The organism is Curtobacterium sp. MCBA15_009 (assembly GCF_001864895.1).
In the GTDB taxonomy this organism is placed as follows: Bacteria; Actinomycetota; Actinomycetes; order Actinomycetales; family Microbacteriaceae; genus Curtobacterium.
This window is the reverse complement of the sequence record NZ_MJGO01000037.1, coordinates 74,000-96,465: the sequence shown is the minus strand read 5'-3', so window position 1 is coordinate 96,465 and position 22,466 is coordinate 74,000. Positions and strand designations below refer to the sequence as shown.

The 22,466-nt window shown below is 72.1% G+C and carries 18 protein-coding genes; 15 read left to right on the top strand and 3 right to left on the bottom strand.

What is annotated here, in order from left to right; all coding sequences use genetic code 11:
- Positions 1-87: 87 nt before the first annotated feature.
- From BIU97_RS17670 to BIU97_RS08680, 5 genes are all read left to right on the top strand, one after another.
- Positions 88-267, top strand: coding sequence for a hypothetical protein (locus BIU97_RS17670; protein ID WP_139195975.1), 180 nt, complete (start codon positions 88-90; stop codon positions 265-267).
- A 79-nt stretch (positions 268-346) separates the two neighbouring features.
- Positions 347-1,564: an alanine racemase gene (gene alr, locus BIU97_RS08695; protein WP_083404763.1), complete on the top strand. Its 1,218-nt coding sequence runs from the start codon at positions 347-349 to the stop codon at positions 1,562-1,564.
- Positions 1,561-2,601, top strand: coding sequence for a D-alanine--D-alanine ligase (locus BIU97_RS08690; RefSeq protein ID WP_071260098.1), 1,041 nt, complete (start codon positions 1,561-1,563; stop codon positions 2,599-2,601). The genes alr and BIU97_RS08690 overlap by 4 nt, the downstream gene beginning before the upstream one ends.
- Positions 2,598-3,719, top strand: a complete 1,122-nt coding sequence (locus BIU97_RS08685; RefSeq protein WP_071260101.1) for a GuaB3 family IMP dehydrogenase-related protein — start codon at positions 2,598-2,600, stop codon at positions 3,717-3,719. The genes BIU97_RS08690 and BIU97_RS08685 overlap by 4 nt, the downstream gene beginning before the upstream one ends.
- Positions 3,720-3,781: 62 nt before the next feature.
- Entirely contained in the window at positions 3,782-5,659 is a 1,878-nt protein-coding gene (locus tag BIU97_RS08680; RefSeq protein ID WP_071260104.1) for a glycerol-3-phosphate dehydrogenase/oxidase, read from the top strand.
- Between the two features lie 70 nt (positions 5,660-5,729).
- On the opposite strand, the gene BIU97_RS08675 is transcribed toward BIU97_RS08680, so the two are convergent.
- A complete protein-coding gene (locus BIU97_RS08675) occupies positions 5,730-6,233 on the bottom strand; it encodes a hypothetical protein (protein WP_071260107.1) in 504 nt (167 codons plus the stop codon).
- Between the two features lie 75 nt (positions 6,234-6,308).
- Between BIU97_RS08675 and BIU97_RS08670 the strand changes: the two genes are divergently transcribed.
- Genes BIU97_RS08670 through guaA form a run of 5 tightly spaced genes read left to right on the top strand, consistent with a single transcriptional unit; the run spans position 6,309 to position 11,125 of the window.
- A complete protein-coding gene (locus BIU97_RS08670) occupies positions 6,309-6,839 on the top strand; it encodes a cation:proton antiporter regulatory subunit (RefSeq protein WP_071260110.1) in 531 nt (176 codons plus the stop codon).
- Positions 6,840-6,842: 3 nt separating this feature from the next.
- A complete protein-coding gene (locus BIU97_RS08665) occupies positions 6,843-8,309 on the top strand; it encodes a cation:proton antiporter (protein WP_071260113.1) in 1,467 nt (488 codons plus the stop codon).
- Between the two features lie 5 nt (positions 8,310-8,314).
- On the top strand, positions 8,315-9,091 hold the full coding sequence (locus BIU97_RS08660; RefSeq protein WP_071297477.1) for an SURF1 family cytochrome oxidase biogenesis protein: 777 nt from the start codon (positions 8,315-8,317) through the stop codon (positions 9,089-9,091).
- A gap of 10 nt (positions 9,092-9,101) precedes the next feature.
- Positions 9,102-9,548, top strand: a complete 447-nt coding sequence (locus BIU97_RS08655) for a DUF3817 domain-containing protein (protein WP_071260119.1) — start codon at positions 9,102-9,104, stop codon at positions 9,546-9,548.
- Positions 9,545-11,125 (top strand): glutamine-hydrolyzing GMP synthase, encoded by a 1,581-nt coding sequence (gene guaA / locus BIU97_RS08650; protein ID WP_071260122.1) that lies wholly within the window; start codon positions 9,545-9,547, stop codon positions 11,123-11,125. Before BIU97_RS08655 ends, guaA begins: the two co-directional genes overlap by 4 nt.
- A 354-nt stretch (positions 11,126-11,479) precedes the next feature.
- On the opposite strand, the gene BIU97_RS08645 is transcribed toward guaA, so the two are convergent.
- Entirely contained in the window at positions 11,480-12,340 is an 861-nt protein-coding gene (locus tag BIU97_RS08645; RefSeq protein ID WP_071260129.1) for a Bax inhibitor-1/YccA family protein, read from the bottom strand.
- 31 nt (positions 12,341-12,371) lie between these two features.
- On the bottom strand, positions 12,372-13,355 hold the full coding sequence (locus BIU97_RS08640) for a DUF817 domain-containing protein (RefSeq protein WP_071260132.1): 984 nt from the start codon (positions 13,353-13,355) through the stop codon (positions 12,372-12,374).
- A gap of 107 nt (positions 13,356-13,462) precedes the next feature.
- On the opposite strand from BIU97_RS08640, the gene BIU97_RS08635 reads away from it, so the two are divergent.
- From BIU97_RS08635 to BIU97_RS08615, 5 genes are all read left to right on the top strand, one after another.
- Positions 13,463-14,473 (top strand): glycerophosphodiester phosphodiesterase family protein, encoded by a 1,011-nt coding sequence (locus BIU97_RS08635; RefSeq protein WP_071260136.1) that lies wholly within the window; start codon positions 13,463-13,465, stop codon positions 14,471-14,473.
- 12 nt (positions 14,474-14,485) lie between these two features.
- Positions 14,486-16,927 (top strand): ATP-dependent helicase, encoded by a 2,442-nt coding sequence (locus BIU97_RS08630; RefSeq protein ID WP_071297476.1) that lies wholly within the window; start codon positions 14,486-14,488, stop codon positions 16,925-16,927.
- Between the two features lie 159 nt (positions 16,928-17,086).
- On the top strand, positions 17,087-18,508 hold the full coding sequence (locus BIU97_RS08625) for a pyridoxal phosphate-dependent decarboxylase family protein (protein ID WP_071297475.1): 1,422 nt from the start codon (positions 17,087-17,089) through the stop codon (positions 18,506-18,508).
- A complete protein-coding gene (locus tag BIU97_RS08620; protein WP_071297474.1) occupies positions 18,505-19,914 on the top strand; it encodes a lysine N(6)-hydroxylase/L-ornithine N(5)-oxygenase family protein in 1,410 nt (469 codons plus the stop codon). The genes BIU97_RS08625 and BIU97_RS08620 overlap by 4 nt, the downstream gene beginning before the upstream one ends.
- 185 nt (positions 19,915-20,099) lie before the next feature.
- The gene (locus BIU97_RS08615; protein ID WP_254782949.1) at positions 20,100-22,382 is read left to right on the top strand and encodes a GNAT family N-acetyltransferase; all 2,283 of its coding nucleotides are present in this window, start codon (positions 20,100-20,102) and stop codon (positions 22,380-22,382) included.
- The last annotated feature ends 84 nt before the right edge of the window (positions 22,383-22,466 follow it).

Sequence of the window (22,466 nt, the reverse complement as noted above, 5' to 3'; positions counted from 1 at the left end):
GTCCGGTGCTCCCGGTGCGTGCGGTGCGTCCGGTGCTCCCGGTCGGGAGGCCCGGGTCGGCCCCGCCGGGTCGGTATCGTGCCCCAGGTGCGCACTCCCGGATCCCTCGTGCTCGACGCCCTGGTGTGGCTGGTCTTCGCCGCGCTGTTCGTCGGTGCCGCGCTCCTGGTGAAGGTGGCTGCCGCGCTCCTGGCGGTCCTGGTGGGGCTCGCGCTCCTGCTCGGCCTCGTCCTGCGGATGCTGAGGAAGCGTCGGTCGCAGGGCTGACCCGGCTTCGTCCTGGCGGGTGAAGGCGGTCACCCGCTGCCCCGATCCGCCCGCGGTGCGCCGCCGCCACGCTGGGGACATGACCCTCCTCGGCAGCCACCCGCGAGCCTCCGCGGTGCCGGCACCGGTGCCGACGCAGGTGCCGGCGGCGGTGCCGCAGTCCCGCGTCGCAGCGCCGGCCGCGCACGCCGGGCCGCTCCGCACGGTCCACACGGCGGCGATCGCCGCGAACGTCCGTCGCGTCACCGCACGTGGCCACGACCTCGTCGCCGTCGTGAAGGCCGACGGCTACGGGCACGGCAGCGTGACCGTCGCCCGCACGGCCCTCGCCGCCGGCGCCGGGTCGCTCGGCACCGCGACCCTGACCGAGGCCCTCGCGCTCCGGTCCGCGGGCATCGAGGCCCGACTGCTGTGCTGGCTGCACATGCCCGGGACGGACTTCGCGGCGGCCGCCCGCGCACGCGTCGAGGTCGCGGTCGGCGACGTCGCCACCCTGACCACCGTCGCCGCAGCCGGCCGCCGTGGCGGACGCCCGGTCACCGTGCACCTGCACGTCGACACCGGGATGGCCCGCGAGGGCGCGGAGCCGCACAGGTGGCAGGCGCTCCTCGCCGCCGCCGCGGACGCCGACCGCGCCGGACACGTCCGCGTGACGGCCGTGATGGGACACGTGCCGAACGCCGACCTCGCCTCGACCACCCGGGCCGTCACCCTGCTGCGACTCGCCGGGCTCGCCACCGACCACGCCGTCGGCAGGCCCGTCGCCCTGCACCTGGGCGGGACCCCGGCCGCCTTCGTCGGCGCGGACCTCGGCGGGATCGCCGTCCGCGTCGGTGCGGCGCTCGTCGGCATCGGCCCCGCCACGGCCGGACTCGTCGGCGCGATGACGGTCACCGCGCCCGTCGTCGCCGTGCGGTCCGTCCGGGCCGGGACGCCCGTGGGCTACGACGGCACGTGGACGGCCCCGGTGGACGCCGAGCTGGCGGTCCTGCCGCTCGGGTACGCGGACGGCATCCCGCGCGCGGCCTCGGGGTCCGCGCAGGTCCGGGTGCGCGACCGCCTCGTGCCGGTCGTCGGCCGGGTCAACATGGACCAGCTCGTCGTCGACGTGACCGGGTCCGCCGTCGTGCCGGGCGAACTCGTCACCGTCATGGGCGGTCCCGGGCCGACCGCCGTCGACTGGGCACGGTGGGCGGGCACGAACGCGCACGAGATCGTCACCGGGTTCGGCGCGCGCGTGCCACGGACCGTCGACACCACCACCACCGCCAGCACCACCACCAGGAGCGCCACATGAGCAGCACCGAGTCCGTCCGCGTCGTCGTCATCGGCGGCGGGGCCAACAGCGAGCACGAGGTCGGGCTCGCCGGCGCCGCCGCCGTCGCCGCCGCGCTCGACCCGACCCGGTACGAGGTCCTGGCGCTCACCATCGACCGTGCCGGCGGCTGGCGGTCGGGGGACGCCCCGTGCTCGTTCCCCGAGGCGGCGGCGGTCGTCGCAGGCGCCGACGTGGTGTTCCCGGTCGTGCACGGACCCGGCGGCGAGGACGGCTCGCTGGCGGCACTGGCGGCGCTCGCCGGGGTGCCCGTGGTCGGGTCCCCCGTCGGCGCCGGTGCGATCGCGATGGACAAGTGGGCGACGAAGCTCGTCGCCGAGGCCTCCGGCGTGACGGTGGCACGCGGCGTCCTGCTCGACCGCGGGGCGCCCGTCGACGTCGGGGCGCTGCGGAGCGCCGTCGGACCGCTGCCGTGGATCGTCAAGCCCGTCGCCGGCGGGTCGAGCTTCGGCGTGAGCCGCGTGGACGACCTCGACCGCCTCGACGCGGCGCTCGCCGAGGCCTTCGCGCACGACACCCGGGTCCTGGTGGAGCGCATGGTCGTCGGGCGTGAGGTCGACGTCGCCGTCCTCGAGCGCGCCCCGGGCGAGCTCGTCGTCGGGCCGCCCCTCGAGGTCCTCAACGACGCCGACGGGTTCTTCGACGCCGACACGAAGTACGACGGCAGCGCCCGGTTCGTCCTGCCCGCGCCGCTCGACGCCGCCGTCGCCGCCCGGCTCGACGTCGTCGCCCGCACGGTGTTCGCCCGACTCGGGTGCGCCGGCACCGCCCGGGTCGACTGCTTCGTGACGCCGGACGGCGAGGTCGTCCTCAACGAGGTGAACACGATGCCGGGGCTGACGGCGCAGTCGCAGGTGCCGAAGATGTTCGCAGCGGTCGGCGTGGACTACCCGGAGCTGCTCGCGACGCTCGTCGAGACGGCGCTGGCCACCGCGGACGAGCGGGTCGGTCGGGCTCCGCGTCACCCGGGGGACACGACCGCTAGGCTTGCCGGGTGAGCGAAGTCGAGATCGGTGCAGGCAAGCGCGGACGTCGGGCGTACGCGTTCGACGACATCGCGGTGGTCCCCTCGCGACGGACGCGCGACCCGCGCGACGTCAGCGTGCAGTGGTCGATCGACGCGTTCACGTTCGCGTCCCCGATCCTGTCGGCGCCGATGGACTCGGTGTCCTCGCCGGCGACGGTCATCCAGATGGGCAAGCTCGGCATCCTCGGCGTGCTCGACCTCGAGGGCCTGTGGACCCGCTACGAGGACCCGACCCCGTACTACGACGAGATCAGGTCGCTCACCGACGGCAACGTCACGAAGCGCATGCAGGAGATCTACTCCGAGCCGATCAAGGCCGAGCTGATCACCGCACGCCTGGCCGAGATCCGCGCGGCCGGGGTCCCGGTCGCCGGGTCGCTCAGCCCGCAGCGCACGCAGGAGTTCTCGGCCACGGTGGTCGACGCCGGCGTCGACCTGTTCGTCATCCGCGGCACGACGGTCTCGGCCGAGCACGTGTCCCAGACCGAGGAACCCCTCAACCTCAAGAAGTTCATCTACGAGCTCGACGTCCCCGTCATCGTGGGCGGTGCCTCGACCTACACGTCGGCGCTGCACCTCATGCGCACCGGTGCCGCCGGTGTCCTCGTCGGCTTCGGTGGCGGCGCCGCGTCGACCACCCGCGCCGCGCTCGGCATCCACGCGCCGATGGCCACCGCGGTCGCCGACGTCGCCGGTGCCCGTCGCGACTACCTCGACGAGTCGGGCGGCCGCTACGTGCACGTCATCGCCGACGGCGGGCTCGACACCGCGGGCGACATCGTCAAGGCCATCGCGGTCGGAGCCGACGCCGTCATGCTCGGCACGGCACTCGCCCGTGCCACCGAGGCACCCGGCGGCGGTTTCCACTGGGGCGCCGAGGCGCACCACCCGGAGCTGCCGCGCGGCCGTCGCGTCGAGGTGGGCACGATCGCCCCGCTCGAGAACGTCCTGAACGGTCCCACGCCGACCTTCGACGGCCGCGCCAACCTCGTCGGTGCGCTCCGCCGGTCGATGGCGACGACCGGCTACTCCGACGTCAAGGAGTTCCAGCGAGTAGAAGTGGTCGTGGCGCCGTACCACCAGCAGTGACGGTGGCACCCGTGCAGTGTCACGGGTGACACCGCGGCGCCGACCGTGACACGGAGGCGACGATGGCGAAGACGACCAGCACCACCCCGACCGAGCCGGCCGGCAGCGCCGCTCCCGGCGTCGGGTTCGACCCGCGGGCGAAGCTCGGCCCCGACGAACGCGCGGCCGCGATCGAGACGTTCAAGACGACCGAGCTCGACGTCCTGGTCGTCGGCGGCGGCATCGTCGGCGCCGGCAGCGCGCTCGACGCCGTCACCCGCGGCCTGAGCGTCGGCATCGTCGAGGCACGCGACTGGGGATCGGGCACGTCGAGCCGCTCCTCGAAGCTCGTGCACGGCGGCATCCGCTACCTCGAGCAGCTCAACTTCGCGCTCGTGCGCGAGGCCCTCATCGAGCGCGGGCTGCTCCTGCAGCGGATCGCCCCGCACCTGGTGAAGCCGGTGCGCTTCCTCTACCCGCTCAACCACCGCGTCTGGGAGCGGTTCTACATCGGCATCGGCATGGCGATGTACGACGTCTTCAGCTGGTCCGGCGGCCGCCCGCCCGGTGTCCCGCACCACCGGCACCTCAGCCGGGGCCAGGTCCTCAAGAACATGCCCGGCTTGAAGAAGGACGCGTTCGTCGGCGGCATGACCTACTACGACGCCCAGGTCGACGACGCCCGGTACGTCGCCTCGCTCGTGCGCACCGCGGCGTCCTACGGGGCGCACGCCGCCAGCCGCATCCGCATCGAGGGGTTCATCAAGGTCGGCGAGCGGGTGGTCGGCGCCCAGGCGCACGACATCCAGACCGGCGAGGAGTTCGAGATCCGGGCCAAGCAGGTCGTCAACGCGACGGGCGTCTGGACCGACGACACCCAGGCGATGGTCGGCACGCGCGGCCAGTTCAAGGTGCGGGCGTCGAAGGGCGTGCACCTCGTCATCCCGCGCGACCGCTTCCAGTCGAACACGGGCATGATCCTCCGCACCGAGAAGAGCGTGCTCTTCGTGATCCCGTGGGGCCGGCACTGGCTCGTCGGCACCACCGACACCGACTGGTACCTCGACAAGGCGCACCCGGCGGCGACCGCGGCGGACATCGACTACATCCTCGAGCACGTCAACCGGGTGCTCCGCGTCCCGCTCACCCGCGAGGACGTCGAGGGCGTCTACGCCGGTCTCCGGCCGCTGCTCGCGGGGGAGTCCGACCAGACGTCGAAGCTCAGCCGCGAGCACGTCGTCGCGCACACCGCGCCCGGCCTGGTGGTCGTCGCCGGCGGCAAGTGGACGACGTACCGGGTGATGGGCAAGGACGCCATCGACGAGGCGGTCGCCGCGATGGACGGCAGGATCCCCGCGTCGACGACCGAGGACATCCCGCTGCTCGGCGCCGAGGGCTACCCGGCGGCGTGGAACGGTCGCGGACGCACGGCCCGACGGTTCGGCGTGCACAAGGTCCGGATCGAGCACCTGCTCAACCGCTACGGCACGCTCGCGACCGACGTCCTGCAGCTCGTCGAGCAGGACCCCTCGCTGGCCGACGCGCTCCCCGGCGCCGACGACTACATCGGTGCCGAGGTCGTGTACGCGGCGTCGCACGAGGGTGCCCTGCACCTGGAGGACGTCCTGGCTCGCCGCACCCGCATCTCGATCGAGGCCTGGGACCGCGGCGAGTCGGCCGCCCCGGTCGCGGCGAGGCTCATGGCCGACGTGCTCGGCTGGGACCAGGAGACCACGGAGCACGAGGTCGCGAACTACCTGAAGCGCGTCGCCGCCGAGCGCGAGTCGCAGCTGCAGCCCGACGACGAGAGCGCCGACCGCGTGCGGCTCGAGGCCCCGGACATCGCCTTCGGCTTCGACGAGGACGACGTCGTGGTGGGCGGTGGCCGTTCGGACGGCGCCGAGGGCGCGAAGGCGTCCGACGAGCAGGTCGTCGGCGAGAAGACGAGCGAACCCCGGTAGCGACCGGCGTGACGGGCCCGCCACGGGCCTCCCTGCCGGCGGACCGGACGGGAGGCCCGGGGCGCGTCCGTCAGGCGGCGTGCGTCCGCAGGGCGGTCCGGCGCACGTGCGCCGCCTGGCCGACCACGAGCACGACCGGGATCCCGACGAGCGCGACGAGGCTCGTCACGTACAGCACGCCCGCCCAGATCGTGTGGTCGCCGCCGCCGACCCCGAAGGCATCGGCCACGTCCATGCCGATGGCGATCGCCGCGACGTACGACGCCGGCGTGCCCATCACGACCACGGCGAGCAGCACGGCGGCGATGACGTGCGCCGGCGCCCGCGTGACGAGCAGCAGCACCGAGAGCACCGCGGCGAGCAGGACGCCGATGAGCGCGACCACGACGACGGCCACCGTGTCGCCGCGCACCGAGAAGCCCTGGCGGGTGAGCTCGGCGTGGATCTGGGCGAGCGACTGCCCGGGCACCGCGGCGAGCGGGTCGAGCACGAGCGCGTTCACCGCCAGCAGTGCGGCGTAGGCCGCGACGACCAGTGTCCCGACGACCCCGACGACGATCCGCGTTCTCCCCATGAACGGAACAGTAGCGGGCGGAATGGACCGGACGACCCGACGGTTATCATCTTGGTACTCGAAGAGGGAGCCATCATGGTCGACGTCCATCGCGTCAAACTCCCCGGAGTCGGCGTGCTGCACAGCTTCTACACCGACGACGGTGGCAAGTGCGGTGTCATCACGCACCGGTCGGGGCACTCCGACCTCATCTCGTTCGCCGACGTCTCCGATGGGGCGGACAAGTCCGAGAAGGTCTCGCTGCGCCTCAGCGAGGACGAGGCGCACACCCTCGCCGAACTCCTCGGCGGCACCCGGATCACCGAGGGCCTCGACAAGCTCGACGAGATCCCCGGCCTGTCGATCGACTGGTTCTCGGTCGACTACGACGACGCCATCGCGGGCAAGCCCCTCGGCGACCTGCACGACTCCGGCTTCATCGGCCTGACCGTCGTCGCCGTCGTGCGCGGCGACAGCGCGAACCCAGCCCCCTCGCCCGACTTCGTCGTGTTCCCCGGCGACACCATCGTGGTGGCCGGGTCCCCGGAGAAGGTCGCGAAGGCGTTCTCCTTCTACCGCAGCGGAGAGCTTGCGGCCGCCTCGGCCGAGGCCCCGCGGAAGAGCTAGCGCATGCACCTGGGTGGTGAGCTGCTCACCATCGGTGTGCTCTTCGTCATCGCCTACGTCCTGGGGCGGCTCGGCAAGACCATCGGGCTGCCGGCGATCCCGGTCTACATGGTGGTGGGACTCATCGCGAGCCCGCACACCCCGTGGATCGGGCTGAACGTCGAGTCCCACACCATCGAGCTCATCGCGACCTTCGGGCTCATCCTGCTGCTGTTCAACCTCGGGTTGGAGTTCGACCAAGAGGAGTTCTACGGCAACGCCGGCAAGCTCCTGGTGTCCGGTGGCACGTACGTCGCCATCAACATGGGCGTCGGGTTCGCCTTCGGGTTCTCGCTCGGCTGGGGCACCCGTGAGGCCCTGATCATCGCGGGCATGACGGCGACGTCGTCGAGCGCGATCGTGACGAAGCTCCTCATCGAGCTGCGACGCCTGGCGAACGACGAGACCCCGATGATCCTCGGCGTCACGGTCATCGAGGACGTCTTCATCGCCATCTACCTGGCGATCGTCTCCGTCGTGCTGTCCGGCGACACGAACGCCTGGGCCGTGGTCGGCAAGCTCGCGCTCGCGTTCGGGTTCCTCATCGTGATGTTCACGCTCGCGCGCTTCGCGGGCAAGTGGGTCTCGAAGATCTTCGCCACGCGCGACGACGAGCTGTTCACGGTCCTGTTCTTCGGGCTCGCGGTGATGTTCGGCGGCATCGGGGACCTGCTCGGCGTGACCGACGCCATCGGTGCCTTCGTCATCGGCCTGCTCTGCGGTGCCACCCGGTACCGCGACCGCATCGAGCAGCTCGCCCTGCCGATGCGCGACGTGTTCGCCGCATTCTTCTTCGTCAACTTCGGCCTCGGCCTCGACCTGTCGACCTTCGGCGAGGTGCTCTGGCCGGTCCTCGGCGCCATCGGCATGACGGTCGTCCTGAACGCCGTCGCCGGCCAGCTGGTCGCGCGGATGAACGGCTTCGACGTGCAGCAGGGCATCAACACCGCGGTCATCCTGGTGAACCGCGGCGAGTTCGCGCTCATCCTCGCGACGCTGTCGGCGGCCGCCGGACTGGAGGCGCGGATCACCGCGTTCGCCGGCCTCTACGTCCTCGTCATGGCGATCCTCGGGCCGCTGCTCGCGGTGAACTCGGACCGGATCGGCCGGCTCGTCGTGCGACCGGCGCGCGTCGCGCGGCTCCGTTCGCGGCTGCGCGACCGCCTCGGCCGCCGCACGAGTCCCGCGCTCGACGACGCCGTCGACGCCGCAGCGGCCGCCGGGGTCGCCGACCAGGACGCCGCCGCGGCCGCCCGCCGGGCCGAACGCGACCGCCAGTTCGCCGAGGAGTTCGCCCTCGTGGAGGCCGCTGGCAGGGACGAGCGCGAGAATGAGTCGCCCGACGCGACGTCCGACCCCGTGACGTCGCCGGTCGAGATCCCCGCCGAGCGCCCCGAACGCCCGGTCCGCCAGCGCGATCCGGAGTACTGATACAGATGTGGGCCGTTGCCCGACGACCGAAGTGGATCGCGCTGCTGCTGCTGGCGCTCGTGCTGGCGGCGGTCTTCGCCGGACTCGGCAAGTGGCAGCTCGAACGGAGCATCGCCAACGGCAAGCCCCTGCCGGCGACCACCGAGACGCGCACGACCCTCGACGCCGTCACCACCCCGGAGAAGCCGGTCAGCGAGACCCTCGCCGGGCAGAAGGTGACGGTCTCCGGCACGTTCGTCGCCGGGGACACGACCGTCCTGACGGGCCGCACCGGGGGTGGGACGTACCAGACCGTCGGACACCTGGTGGACTCGGACGGTGGGGCGAGCCTCCCGGTCGTCATCGGGTGGTCCGACCGACGGGCGGACGCCGTCGCCGGGGGTGACCGCCTGGCGGACGGGCAGACGCTGACGATCCAGGGCCGGTACTACCCGGCCGAGTCGCCCGACCAGGACACCTACAAGCGCGCCGAGTACTCGGCGGTCGCCCCGGCACGGTTCGTCAACACCTGGCAGGCTTTCGACGACCGGATGTACCTCGGGTACGTCGTCGCCGACGGCGCGACCGCGCAGGCCGCCGACCTCGGCACCATCGCGGACCGCGCCCCGTCGCGCGAGGTCCAGTTCGACTGGCTCAACCTGTTCTACGCGATCGAGTGGGTCGTCTTCGCCGGGTTCGCGGTGTTCCTCTGGTACCGGTTCGTGAAGGACGCGTGGGAGCGCGAGCAGGAGGACGAGCGCGACGAGGCCCTGGCCGCCGAAGCCGCCGCGCTCCGACGGTAGGATTGCCGACATGGCACTGACCGTCCGGACCCGCGACGTCCCGAAGATCCCGGGTGCGGTGAAGTGGTACCGCGTCTCCGCCTACATCACCGGTGTGCTGCTCCTGGCCCTCGTGATCGAGGTCGTCATCAAGTACACGCCGCTGCAGCTCGAGATGCAGCTCGGCAACGGGCCGTTCTTCGTGCCCAACGGCACCGCCGGCGAAGCACCCGGCACGTTCAACCTGTCGATCGCGATCCTCATCGCGCACGGCTGGCTGTACGTCCTCTACCTCTTCACCGACTTCCGTCTGTGGAGCATCATGCGCTGGAGGCCGTCGCGCTTCCTGCTCATCGCCCTCGGGGGCATCATCCCGTTCATGTCCTTCGTGGTCGAACACCGCATGCAGCAGAAGGCCATGGACACCTACCACGACCTGATCGCTGCCCAGCAGCGTGAGAAGGAGGCCGCTCGGTGAGCGAGACCGAACAGCGTCCCGTCCTCGTCGTCGACTTCGGGGCCCAGTACGCGCAGCTCATCGCGCGTCGGGTCCGTGAAGCGAACGTCTACAGCGAGATCGTCCCGCACTCGATGACCGCGGAGGAGATCCGCGCGAAGGACCCGGCGGCCATCGTGCTGTCCGGCGGCCCGTCGTCCGTGTACGAGGACGGCGCCCCGTCCCTCGACGGCGAGATCCTCGAGCTCGGGGTCCCCGTGCTCGGCATCTGCTACGGCTTCCAGGCCATGGCGACCGCCCTCGGCGGCGAGGTCGCGAACACCGGCCTGCGCGAGTACGGCGCCACCGACGTCGACGTCACCGGCACGGACAGCGTGCTGCTCGGCGACCAGCCGGCGTCGCAGGTCACCTGGATGTCGCACGGCGACTCCGTGGCCAAGGCGCCGGAGGGCTTCGAGGTCCTGGCGTCGAGCGCCTCGACGCCCGTCGCGGCCTTCGCGTCCGACGAGCGCAAGCTCTACGGCGTGCAGTGGCACCCCGAGGTGAAGCACTCCGCGCACGGCCAGGCCGTCCTCGAGAACTTCCTGCACCGTGCCGCCGGGCTGCCCGGCGACTGGAACTCGAGCAACGTCATCGAGGAGCAGGTCGCGCGCATCCGCGAGCAGGTCGGTTCCGCACGGGTCATCGCCGGGCTCTCCGGCGGTGTCGACTCCGCCGTCGCCGCGGCCCTGGTGCACAAGGCCGTCGGCGACCAGCTGACCTGCGTCTTCGTCGACCACGGGCTCCTGCGCGCCGACGAGCGCAAGCAGGTAGAAGAGGACTACGTCGCCTCCACCGGTGTCCGGCTCGTCACGGTGGACGCCGAGCAGCAGTTCCTCGACGCCCTCACCGGTGTGAGCGACCCGGAGCAGAAGCGCAAGATCATCGGGCGCGAGTTCATCCGCACCTTCGAGGGTGCCGCCGAGGCGCTCGTGCTCGAGGCCAAGGCCTCGGACACCGACGCCGAGGTCAAGTTCCTCGTGCAGGGCACGCTCTACCCCGACGTCGTCGAGTCCGGCGGCGGAGCGGGCACGGCGAACATCAAGTCGCACCACAACGTGGGCGGCCTGCCCGAGGACATGACGTTCGAGCTCGTCGAGCCGCTGCGCACCCTGTTCAAGGACGAGGTCCGTGCCGTCGGCCGCGAGCTCGGCCTGCCCGAGGTCATCGTCGGCCGCCAGCCGTTCCCCGGCCCGGGTCTCGGCATCCGCATCGTCGGCGAGGTCACGAAGGACCGCCTCGAGCTGCTCCGCGCGGCCGACAAGATCGCCCGCGAGGAACTCACCGCGGCCGGCCTCGACGAGGAGATCTGGCAGTGCCCGGTCGTGCTGCTCGCCGACGTCCGCTCCGTGGGCGTGCAGGGCGACGGTCGGACCTACGGGCACCCGATCGTGCTCCGTCCGGTCTCCTCCGAGGACGCCATGACCGCCGACTGGACGCGTCTGCCGTACGACACCCTCGCGAAGATCTCGAACCGGATCACGAACGAGGTCCCCGACGTCAACCGCGTCGTGCTCGACGTCACGTCGAAGCCGCCGGGAACGATCGAGTGGGAGTAGTCCTCCCCTGACCGTCCGGAGGCCCGGCACGCGCTGCGTGCCGGGCCTCCGTGCGTCCGGGGCCCGTGCGTCCGGGGCCCGTGCGTCCGGGGCCCGTGCGTCCGGGCCCCGGGCGCCCGGGGCCCGGGGCGCCGGCCGGGCGGCAGGCGGCAGGCGGGCGGGCGTCGAGGTCGCACGAACTGCCGCCTGCCGGGTCGTCGGGCGGCGGTTCGTGCGACCTCGACGGCGCACGTGCGGCACGTCGCGCGACCTCGGCGGACCCCAGACCTCGGAGGACCCACACCTCGGCGGACCTCACGGGAACGACGGAGGGCCCCGGCGTGTGCCGGGGCCCTCCGTGTGGTGCGGGGTGGATCAGTTGCGCGAGCTGCTCGCCACGATCGCGAGGATGCGCAGGATCTCGAGGTACAGCCAGACGAGCGTCACGATGAGGCCGAACGCCGCCGTCCAGGCGTAGACGCGAGGGGCACCGCGCTCGACGCCGGTCTTGATCTGGTCGAAGTCGAGGATGAGCGAGTACGCCGCCATGACGACGACGAAGATGCCGATGAGCACACCGAGCGGGATGCCGAACAGGGTCACGCCGAGCAGGCCGAAGGCGCTCTGCGTGACGCCGGTGAGCATCAGGACGACGTTGACGAGCGAGAACGCCATGTAGCCGACGATCGCGATGAGGAAGAAGCGCGTGGCCTTCGGCGTCGCGCGGACCTTGCCGGACCGGAAGAGCAGCAGCGTCACGAAGAACACACCGAGCGTGCCGAACACGGCCTGCGGCACGATGCCGTCGAACGCGGTGTCGTAGTACCCGGAGATCCCGCCGACGAACAGCCCCTCGAAGAACGCGTACGCCAGGACGAGGCCCGCCGACGGCTTCTTCTTGAAGGTGTTGACCAGCGCGAGCACGAAGCCCACGATCGCGCCGACGATCCAGACCGCGGGCGGCAGGTTCCAGCCGGCGACCGCACCGACGATGAGCACGCCGAAGGCGAGCAGCGTCTTGACGATGGTGTCCTCGTACGACATGCGGTCCGTGTCGACCGTGGAGGCCGCCGGGCGGTCGTACATGTACTGCAGCTGGTCGGGGGTCATCCCGCCCTTCGCCTGCTGCGGGGTCTGTCCCCAGCCGGCCTGCTGCTGACCGGTCGCGCCGCCCCAGGCGTTGCGTCCCTGGTCGTTGAAGGCGGGGGACTGGTCGAAACCGGGCTTGAAGGCCATGGTGTCCTCTTCCTTGGAGATTCGAGTCCTCTCAGCCTAGGTGCGCTCGGCCGCGGAAGGCTGAGGATTCGCGGCGAGCGGACGCGGCCCCGTGGGGCCCTGACGCGAGCAGCCTATGGGGATGCGCTGCACGCGTGCCGCGAACTGCTCGGGAGTCTGCTGCGGGGGTGGAGCCAGCGGGGTGGAGCCAGGTGACGAGGGCGATCGAGATCGTCATGAGCAGGAACCACGCGACGATCTTCGTCGGCGACACCGGCTGCCACGCCGCCGCCTGCGCCGGGTAGCTCCAGGCGCCCGCCCAGGTCGCGACGTCCTCGGCGGCCCAGACGACGACGGCGACGAGGCCCATCGCGACGAGCACGGGTATCCGCAGCGTCGAGCGGTGCACTCGCACGTGCATGGTCGTGCGGGCGAAGAGCAGCAGCACGAGCACGAGCAGGACGTACCGGGCGTCGGCCACGAAGTGGTGGCCGAAGAAGTTCAGGTAGACCGCCCCGGCGACGACCGCGAGCACCCACTGCCGGGGGTACCGGTCGAAGCGCAGGTCGAACAGGCGGTGCACGCGCACCAGGTACGACCCGACCGCGCCGTACATGAAGCCGGAGAACAGCGGTACCCCGGCGACGACGAGCAGGCCGCCGGAGCCGTACGACCACGACCCCATGTGGGTCTTGAAGACCTCCATGACGGTGCCGACGACGTGGAAGAGCAGCACCACGCGGAGCTCCCGCACGGTCTCGAGCCCGAACACGAGCATGCCGACCTGCAGCAGCACGGCGGCGACGGTCAGCACGTCGTTCCGCACCGCCGCCGGCACGGTGAGGTGCACGACGGCCATCGTCGCGAGCAGGAGGGCACCGAAGGTGCACGCCCAGGCCTGCTTCGCGCCGAACACCAGGAACTCGGTGACGAACCGGCGGGCGGGTCGGCGCGGCTGGTGCCCGGCGTCGAGCAGGCGGCGGGCGGCGCGGTCGATCCGGGCCTCGACGGCGGTGGACAGCGATCGGACGGTCATGCGGCGATGCTCGGTCGGCGGGCTGGGAACGGCGGCCCCCGGCGGCTCGCGTGTGTCCCGTGACCCACGCCGTCCCCACGGTCACCCGCGGCCAGTAGGGTCGCGCCATGACCCTCGTCATCGCCCACCGCGGCGCGTCCGGCTACCGCCCCGAGCACTCGCGGAGCGCCTACGAGCTCGCGATCGAGCTCGGCGCCGACGCGATCGAGCCGGACCTCGTGCCGACGAGGGACGGCGTGCTCGTGCTCCGCCACGAGAACGAGGTGTCCGGCACCACCGACGTCGCCGACCGACCGGAGTTCCGGCACCTGCGCACGACGAAGACCGTCGACGGGCAGACGCTGTCGGGGTGGTTCACCGAGGACTTCACGTGGGCGGAGCTGCAGACGCTCCGCACACGGGAGCGACTGCCCGCGCTGCGACCCGGGTCGGCCGAGCACGACGGCGAGGAACCGGTCCTGCGCCTCGAGGACCTCCTCGCGATCCTCGACGCCGCGCCCCGTCCGGTCGGCCTCGTCGCCGAGGTGAAGCACGCGGCCTTCTTCGACCGCGCGGGCTTCCCGATGGACGAGCTCGTCGACCGCGCGCTCGGTGACGCCGGGTGGCGCCACGACGAGCGGCTCACGGTCGAGAGCTTCGAGAAGGGCGTGCTCCGCGACCTGCGCGAGCGGCACACGGGTGGTCGGCTGGTGTACCTGCAGGAGGCCCGTGGCAGCGCCGCCGACGAGGTCGCGTCCCACGGGTCGCTGGCTCCCACCTACGCCGCGGAGCGTTCCGAGGACGCCCTCGCGTCCTTCGCGACGGAGTTCCACGGCATCAGCGTCGACCTCGGCACGCTCATGGCCGGGGTGGACAGCGTCGCGCTCGACGACCCGACGCCGGTGCGGAGCGCGATCGTCGACCGTGCCCACGCCGCCGGGCTCGCCGTCTACACGTGGACGCTCCGGCCGGAGAACCGGTTCCTGCCCGGGCCGTTGCGCCGGGGCGGGGACGTCGCGGCCTTCGGGGACTGGGAGCGCTGGTACACCTCGGTGGTCCGGACCGGTCTCGACGGGGTGTTCGCCGACCACACCGACCTGGCCGTCCTGGCACGGTCGGCTGTCGGGGGTCCCGCCTAGACTGTCCCGGACATGACGATCGTGCTCGACCCCTTCGAATCGACGCCCGAGCCGGGCGCCGGTGCCCGTGCGTACGAGGACCCGTTCACCGCGGGTCTGAACCCCCAGCAGAAGGAAGCCGTCGAGTACCGCGGCGAGTCCCTGCTGATCGTGGCCGGAGCCGGTTCCGGCAAGACGAGCGTGCTCACGCGCCGGATCGCGCTGCTGCTCGCCAACCGCGAGGCCTGGCCGTCGCAGATCCTGGCGATCACGTTCACGAACAAGGCCGCCGCCGAGATGCGCGAGCGCGTCCGTGCGCTGGTCGGCGGCGAGGCCGAGGGGATGTGGATCTCGACGTTCCACTCGGCCTGCGTGCGGATCCTCCGGCGCGAGGCCGAGCGGTTCGGGTTCCCGCAGTCGTTCACGATCTACGACTCCGCCGACTCGCGGGCACTGCTCAAGCGGATCATCAAGGAGCTCGAGGCCGACTCGCTCGGGCTGACGGTCGGTGCCGCGGCGTCGAAGATCTCGAAGCTCAAGAACGAGCTGCGGGACATCGACACGTACGCGCGCAACATCAACGCGAACGACCCGCAAGAGGTCATGTTCACCGAGGTGTTCCGGCGCTACACGAACGAGCTCCGTCGGGCGAACGCGTTCGACTTCGACGACCTCATCGGCCAGACGGTGTTCCTCTTCCGGGCCTTCCCGGACGTCGCGGCCCTGTACCAGCGCCGCTTCCGGTTCATCCTGGTCGACGAGTACCAGGACACCAACCACGCCCAGTACGCCCTGATCCGTGAACTCACCCGTCCGGTGCCCGTCGAGCAGGTCGACAAGCTCGAGGATGCCGGCCAGCACGTCGCCCGCATGCGCGAGACCGACGGTTCGATCGCCCCCGCGTCCCTGACGGTGGTCGGCGACTCGGACCAGTCGATCTACGCGTTCCGCGGGGCCGACATCCGGAACATCGTCGAGTTCGAGCGCGACTTCCCGAACTCGAAGACGATCCTGCTCGAGCAGAACTACCGCTCGACGCAGAACATCCTCGACGCCGCGAACGCCGTCATCGCGAACAACTTCGACCGGCAGGCGAAGAGCCTGTTCACCGACGTCGGCGCCGGCGAGAAGATCGTCGGCTTCACCGGGTACACCGGCCACGACGAGGCCCAGTTCGTCGCCGACGAGATCCAGCGCCTGCGCGAGGACGGCATGGACTACCGCGACATGGCGGTGTTCTACCGGACGAACTCGCAGACCCGTGCGCTCGAGGAGATCTTCATCCGTGCGGCGATCCCCTACCGGGTGCTCGGCGGCACGAAGTTCTACGAGCGCGCCGAGATCAAGGACGCCATGGCGTACCTGATCACGGTCGCGAACCCCGCCGACCCGATGGCGTTGCGGCGCATCCTCAACGTGCCGAAGCGGGGCATCGGTGCCGTCACCGAGACGACCCTGCAGCGCTACGCCGACGAGCACGAGACGACGATGCGCGACGCGCTGCGGCACGCCGGCGAACTCGGCTTCGGCCCGAAGGTGCGGAACGCCATCACGGAGTTCGCGGGGCTGCTCGACACCGTCTCCGAGAAGGCGCCGACGCAGCCGGTCGTCGACACGCTGACGCAGCTCCTCGACGGCTCCGGTCTGCTCGAGAACCTGCGGAAGTCGCCCGACGCGCAGGACGCCGCCCGCGCCGACAACATCGACGAACTCGTCGCCGTCACGCGCGAGTTCCAGAAGAACAACCCCGAGGGCACCCTCTCCGACTTCCTGACCGAGGTCTCGCTCGTCGCCGCGGCGGACGAGCTCGACGACTCGTCCGGGACCGTCTCGCTGATGACCCTGCACACGGCGAAGGGCCTGGAGTACGACGCGGTGTTCCTGACCGGTGTCGAGGAAGACCTGCTGCCGCACCGGATGTCCGCCGCCGAGCCGGGCGGCCCGTCCGAGGAACGCCGGCTGTTCTACGTCGGGATCACGCGCGCGAAGAAGGTCCTGTTCCTGTCCCTCGCGATGACCCGCGCGCAGTTCGGCGACGTCAACGTGGCCATGCCGTCGCGCTTCCTGCAGGAGATCCCCGAGGGGCTCATCGAGTGGAAGCAGTCGCCGGGCATGGCGAACAGCCGTGGCGGCACGCAGCCCCGTGCGCTGAACGCCAAGCGTGACGGCGGCACGGGCGGTGGTGGCGGTGGCTACCGCGGTGGTGGCGGTTGGGGCGGCGGCTCGTACGACCGTGCCGCCGCGGCGTCGAAGACCCGTCCGAAGACCGAGTGGGCGAACCGGGTCTCCGGTCAGGTCCGGGACAACGGCGACATGGAGCTGGCAGCCGGTGACCGCATCTCGCACGTCGACTTCGGCGAGGGGACCGTCTCGGCGGTGACCGGCCAGGGCGCCAAGCGGATCGCCGAGATCGCCTTCGACTCCGCCGGACGCAAGAAGCTGCTCATCAAGATCGCTCCGATCGAGAAGCTCTAGTCCGAGGTCGCCGACGGACGACTGAACGTCCGTTCACCCGCCGCTCGCCCGTCGGGGCGCCTCCGTCGCGCCCGGACGGCGACGCGGCACGCCCGAGACCTGGGAGTCCACCCCTGTTCGGGTGGCAGTGCAGCAGAGGTGAGGTTAGCCTTACCTAACGTGACACCCATCGAACTGCTGACCTCTGCCACTGCCGAGCGGTACCGCTCCAGCGTCACGTCGACGGTCGACCGCCTGGCCGACCGCTTCGCCGCCGCTGACCGCCCGACGACCGACACCGCTCCGCAGGTCCTCCGGGCCCGGGTGCAGGCGGTCGACCTCGACGCCGAACCCCTCGGGACGGACCGCGCGCTCGCCGAACTCGACGCCCTGTTCGTCCGCGAGGCCGTCTGGTTCCACGACCCGGCGTACCTCGCGCACCTGAACTGCCCGGTGGCGCTGCCCGCGGTCGCCGCCGAGGCCGTGCTCGCCGCCGTGAACCCGTCGGTCGACACCTGGGACCAGTCCCGGATCGGCACCGAGATCGAGCGGCACGTCGTCGCCTGGCTCGCCGGTCGGATCGGGTTCGCCGCGGGTGACGGCATCTTCACCTCGGGCGGCTCGCAGTCGAACCTGCAGGCCCTCCTGCTGGCACGAGAGGCCCTCGGGACCAGCGGCACCGTGTTCACCACGGCGGAGACCCACTTCAGCATCGCGAAGTCCGCCCGGCTGCTCGGGCTCGAGGCCGTCGTCGCCGTCGCCACCGACGACGCCGGCCGGATGGTGCCCGCCGCCCTCGCCGAGGCGATCGCCGCCGCCCGCGCGGCCGGGCAGACGCCGATGGCCGTCGTCGCGACCGCCGGCACCACCGACCGCGGGGTGATCGACCCGGTCGAGCCGATCGCCGACGTCTGCGACCTGGAGGGCGTCTGGCTGCACGTCGACGCCGCGTACGGCTGCGGGCTGCTCGTGTCCCCGACCCGTCGGCACCTGCTCGCCGGCATCGAGCGGGCGCGGAGCGTGACGACCGACCTGCACAAGTCGTTCTTCCAGCCGGTGTCCTCGAGCGCCCTGCTCGTGCAGCACCCGGAGGACCTGCGCCGCACCGCCTGGTACGCCGACTACCTGAACCCCGAGGACGCCGCCGAGCCGAACCAGGTCGACAAGTCGCTGCAGACCACCCGCCGGTTCGACGCCCTGAAGCTGTGGGCCACCCTGCGCGCGTCCGGGGCGGACGCCATCGGAGCGGCGTTCGACGCCGTCATCGACCTCGCCGCGGCCACGCACCGGATCGTCGACGAGCACCCCGACCTGGTGCTCGTCGCGCCGACGCAGCTCAGCACGGTGCTGTTCCGGTGGCAGCCCGCCGGGGTCACCGACGACCAGGCCGACGCGCTCGTCGCCCCGATCCGCGCGGCCCTGCTCGCCGAGGGCCGGGTGCTCATCGCGAAGACCGTGATCGACGGCCGCCCGTGCAACAAGCTCACCCTGCTCAACCCCGAGACCACCCCGGCGCAGATGCGCGCCGCGCTCGACCACGTCGCCGCGACGGCAGCACGCGTCCGCGCGACCGCCACCGCCCCGGAAGGAGCAACGCGATGACCGCCGCTGACGGCCGCCAGGCCGCCGACCGCCCCGTGCACGACGTCGTCGGCATCGGCATCGGTCCGTTCAACCTCGGCCTCGCCTGCCTGACCGACCCGCTCGACGACCTCGACGCGGTGTTCCTCGACGCCGCCGACGGCTTCGCCTGGCACCACGGCATGATGCTCGACGACGCCACGATCCAGGTGCCGTTCCTCGCCGACCTGGTGACGATGGCCGACCCGACCTCGCCGTTCTCGTTCCTCGCCTGGCTCAAGGAGACCGGGCGCCTGTACCCGTTCTACATCCGCGAGGACTTCCACCCCCTGCGCAGCGAGTACGACGCCTACTGCCGCTGGGCCGCCGACCGGCTCGACACCCTCCGCTGGGGCCGCCGGGTGACGGCCGTCGAGCACGACCCGGTCACCGACACGTTCACGGTGCACGCCGAGACCGACCAGGGCCCCGAGACGTACCGCGCACGGCACGTCGTCGTGGGCATCGGCACCGAGCCGTCCGTCCCCGCCCCGCTGCGCGGCATCGACGGCCCGGCGATCCACTCGGCCGACTTCCTGCCGAACCGCGACGCGCTCCGCGGTGCCGGCTCGATCGCGGTGATCGGCAGTGGGCAGTCCGCCGCCGAGGTCTACCGCGACCTGCTCGAGGACATCCGCCAGGACGGCTACCGCCTCGACTGGATCACCCGGTCGCCGCGGTTCTTCCCGATGGAGGACACCAAGCTCACCCTCGAGATGACGAGCCCGGAGTACACGGACCACTTCCACGGGCTGCCCGAAGCCGTCCGCGACCGTCTCGGGCGGGAGCAGCGTGGCCTGTACAAGGGCATCAGCGCCGACCTGGTCGATGAGCTCTACGACCAGCTGTACCGGATCAGCGCGCGGGGACCGGTCCCGACGACGCTCCGGACCGAGACGAGCGTCGTCGACGCCGCCTGGCTCGCCGACCGCGGCACGTACCGGCTGACGCTCCGCCACGAGCAGCTCGACCAGACGTACGAGCACGAGGTCGAGCAGCTCGTGCTCGCCACCGGGTACACCCCGCGTGTCCCGCGGTTCCTCGACCCGGTCGAGCACCTCGTCGCCCGCGACTCCCGCGGTCGCCTGGCCGTCGCCCGCGACCACCACGTCGACACCCTGGGCGGACGCATCTGGGTGCAGAACGCCGAGGAGCACACGCACGGCCTGACCGCGCCCGACCTCGGCATGGGTGCGTGGCGGAACGCGTCGATCATCCGGTCCGTCACGGGTCGCCCCGTGTACGGCCTGGAGGCCCGGATCGCCTTCCAGGAGTTCGGCCTGCCCGCCTCGGGGCAGCCGACAGCAGCGCCGTCCACGGCCCCGCCCGCCAGCGCGCACAGCGCACCGGCCGGGTGCACGACCGAGCGTGCGGAGGTGTCCGCATGAGCGCCGTTGTCGACAGCACCGGCGCGGCGGGCGCCGGTGTGGAGGGCACTGTGGTGGGCGCCGGTGTTGAGGACACTGTGGAGGGCACCGGTGTGGGAGACCCTGTCGAGGGCACTGCGACCGTCGACGCACACGGGGCGACTGCGCCTGTGGGAGCCGAGCCGGGCCTCCTGACCGTCGAACCCGTGGACCCGGAACGCGACGCCGCCGTCGTGCAGTCGTGGCTCGCCCACCCGGCCTCGTCGTGGTGGGGGATGGGCGACCTCGACGTGGACGGCGTCCGGGACTACCTGGCCGGCGTGCAGTCGGACCCCGCACAGGCCGCGTGGCTCGGCCGCCGGAACGGCGAACCGTGCTTCCTGGCGGAGACCTACGACCCCGCCGCCGTCCTGCTCACCGACGTGTGGGCGGCGGAGCCGGGCGACGTCGGCATGCACCTGCTCGTCGCGCCGGCGCCCGCGGACCGTCGTGTGCGCGGCCTGACCAGCGCGGTGATGCGTGCCGTCGTCGAGCACTGCCGGGACGCCCTCGGTGCGCGTCGGGTCGTCGTCGAACCGGACGTGCGGAACACCGCCGTGCAGGCGAAGAACGCCGAGGTCGGGTTCCGTGCGCTGCGACAGGTGGACGTCGACGGCAAGCGGGCCCTGCTGTCGGTGCTCGACACCGACCGCATCGGCGTCCCCGACGGCGACGGGCCGGCCGCGCACCTGCGGCCCGAGCACCTGGAACCCGCCGAACGGCACCTCGTCGCGAAGGCGATCGCGGAGTTCACCCACGAACGGCTGATCGCACCCGTGCCGGACGGGGACGGGTGGCAGCTCGACGCGGGGGAGTCGACCTACCGGTTCCGGGCGCGGCAGCACGTGCTCGAGCACTGGTCGATGGACGAGGCCTCGCTGACGCGGACCCGTGCGGGGGCGCCGGCGCCGCTCCGTGCGCAGGAGCTCGTGCTCGAGCTGCGCGACGTGCTCGGGATCCCCGACGAGTTGCTGGGGACGTACCTGGAGGAGATCGCCTCGACCCTGGCGAGTGCGGCGGCGAAGCACCGGCGGGGTGGGCCGTCGGCGGCGCAGCTCGCGCGCGGGCGGGCCGGGGGATCCGTCGACGCCGCTGTCGCCTCCTTCCAGGACGTCGAATCGGCGATGACCGAGGGGCACCCGGCCTTCGTCGCCGCGAACGGACGGATCGGGTTCGGGCTCGACGAGTACCGGGCCTTCGCGCCCGAGTCCGGCGGCCGGTTCCGGTACCGGTGGCTCGCCGCCCGACGCGAGCACACGCACCTGGCGCTCGCCGCGGACCGCACCGAGCAGGCGCACTGGGAGTCGGAGCTGTCGGCGGACGTCGTGGCCGGGTTCCGGGCCACGCTGGAGCGTCGCGGGCTCGACCCCGACGACTACGTGTGGCTGCCCGTGCACCCGTGGCAGTGGCAGCACCGGATCGCCGTGACCTTCGCGCCCGACCTGGGTCGGCAGGACCTCGTCGACCTGGGCGAGGGGCCGGACGAGTACCAGCCGCAGCAGTCGATCCGCACCGCGTTCAACCGCACCGAGCCGGCACGCTCGTACGTCAAGACGGCGCTCGCCGTGCAGAACATGGGGTTCCTGCGGGGGATGTCCCCCGCGTACATGCGGAACACCCCGGCGGTGAACGACTGGGTCGCCGGGATCGTCGCCGCCGACCCCACGCTCGCCGCCGCCGGCTTCTCGGTCCTGCGGGAGCACGCGTCCATCGGGTACACCGGCGACGCGTACCACCGGGTCGACGTGTCCTCGCCGCAGCGGAAGATGCTCGCGGCGCTGTGGCGGGAGAGCCCGGTCCCGCACCTGGCCGGGGGCGAGCAGCTGCTCACCATGGCGGCGCTGCTGCACCGGGACGCCTCGGGGGCAGCCGTGGTCTCGGCGCTGATCGCGGCCTCCGGGCTGCCCGCCGACGAGTGGGTGCGGCGCTGGCTCGACGCCTACCTGCTGCCCGTCGTGCACTGCCTGACCGTGCACGAGCTGGCCTTCATGCCGCACGGCGAGAACCTGGTGCTCGTCGTGCGGGACGGCGTCGTGGTCCGTGCCGTCATGAAGGACATCGGCGAAGAGGTCGTGGTGCTCGGGCGCGACGCCGACCGGCCGGTCCCCGCGGACGTCGAGCGGATCGTGCACCCGGTGTCCGACGACGAAGCGGCGCTCGCCGTGTTCACCGACGTGTTCGACGGGGTGCTGCGGTTCGTCGCCGCGATCCTGGACGACGACGGGGTGCTGCCCGAGGCCCGCTTCTGGCAGGTCGTCGGGGAGTGCGTCGACGCCCACGCCGCCGCGCACCCGGACCGCCGGCGTCCCCTGGACCTGCGGGTGCCGACGTTCGAGCACTCGTGCCTGAACCGGCTGCAGCTGCGGAACACCCTGTCGATGGTCGACCTGGCGGACCAGTCGGCGTCGCTCATCCGGGCGGGGGCGATGGCGAACCCCATCGGGCGGTAGGGCGGTTCCGTTCCGTTCCGCGCTCGCTCTGCGTCGGCGTCACGTCGGCCGGTTCCGCTCCCACTTGCACAACCGAAGTGCGCT

Bases quoted from the DNA above. Each gene is read 5' to 3' on its own strand.
- alr (WP_083404763.1), top strand. From the start codon at position 347: ATGACCCTCCTCGGCAGCCACCCGCGAGCCTCCGCGGTGCCGGCACCG.
- BIU97_RS08690 (WP_071260098.1), top strand. From the start codon at position 1,561: ATGAGCAGCACCGAGTCCGTCCGCGTCGTCGTCATCGGCGGCGGGGCC.
- BIU97_RS08680 (WP_071260104.1), top strand. From the start codon at position 3,782: ATGGCGAAGACGACCAGCACCACCCCGACCGAGCCGGCCGGCAGCGCC.
- BIU97_RS08675 (WP_071260107.1), bottom strand. From the start codon at position 6,233: ATGGGGAGAACGCGGATCGTCGTCGGGGTCGTCGGGACACTGGTCGTC.
- BIU97_RS08670 (WP_071260110.1), top strand. From the start codon at position 6,309: ATGGTCGACGTCCATCGCGTCAAACTCCCCGGAGTCGGCGTGCTGCAC.
- BIU97_RS08665 (WP_071260113.1), top strand. From the start codon at position 6,843: ATGCACCTGGGTGGTGAGCTGCTCACCATCGGTGTGCTCTTCGTCATC.
- BIU97_RS08660 (WP_071297477.1), top strand. From the start codon at position 8,315: ATGTGGGCCGTTGCCCGACGACCGAAGTGGATCGCGCTGCTGCTGCTG.
- BIU97_RS08655 (WP_071260119.1), top strand. From the start codon at position 9,102: ATGGCACTGACCGTCCGGACCCGCGACGTCCCGAAGATCCCGGGTGCG.
- BIU97_RS08645 (WP_071260129.1), bottom strand. From the start codon at position 12,340: ATGGCCTTCAAGCCCGGTTTCGACCAGTCCCCCGCCTTCAACGACCAG.
- BIU97_RS08640 (WP_071260132.1), bottom strand. From the start codon at position 13,355: ATGACCGTCCGATCGCTGTCCACCGCCGTCGAGGCCCGGATCGACCGC.
- BIU97_RS08635 (WP_071260136.1), top strand. From the start codon at position 13,463: ATGACCCTCGTCATCGCCCACCGCGGCGCGTCCGGCTACCGCCCCGAG.
- BIU97_RS08630 (WP_071297476.1), top strand. From the start codon at position 14,486: ATGACGATCGTGCTCGACCCCTTCGAATCGACGCCCGAGCCGGGCGCC.
- BIU97_RS08620 (WP_071297474.1), top strand. From the start codon at position 18,505: ATGACCGCCGCTGACGGCCGCCAGGCCGCCGACCGCCCCGTGCACGAC.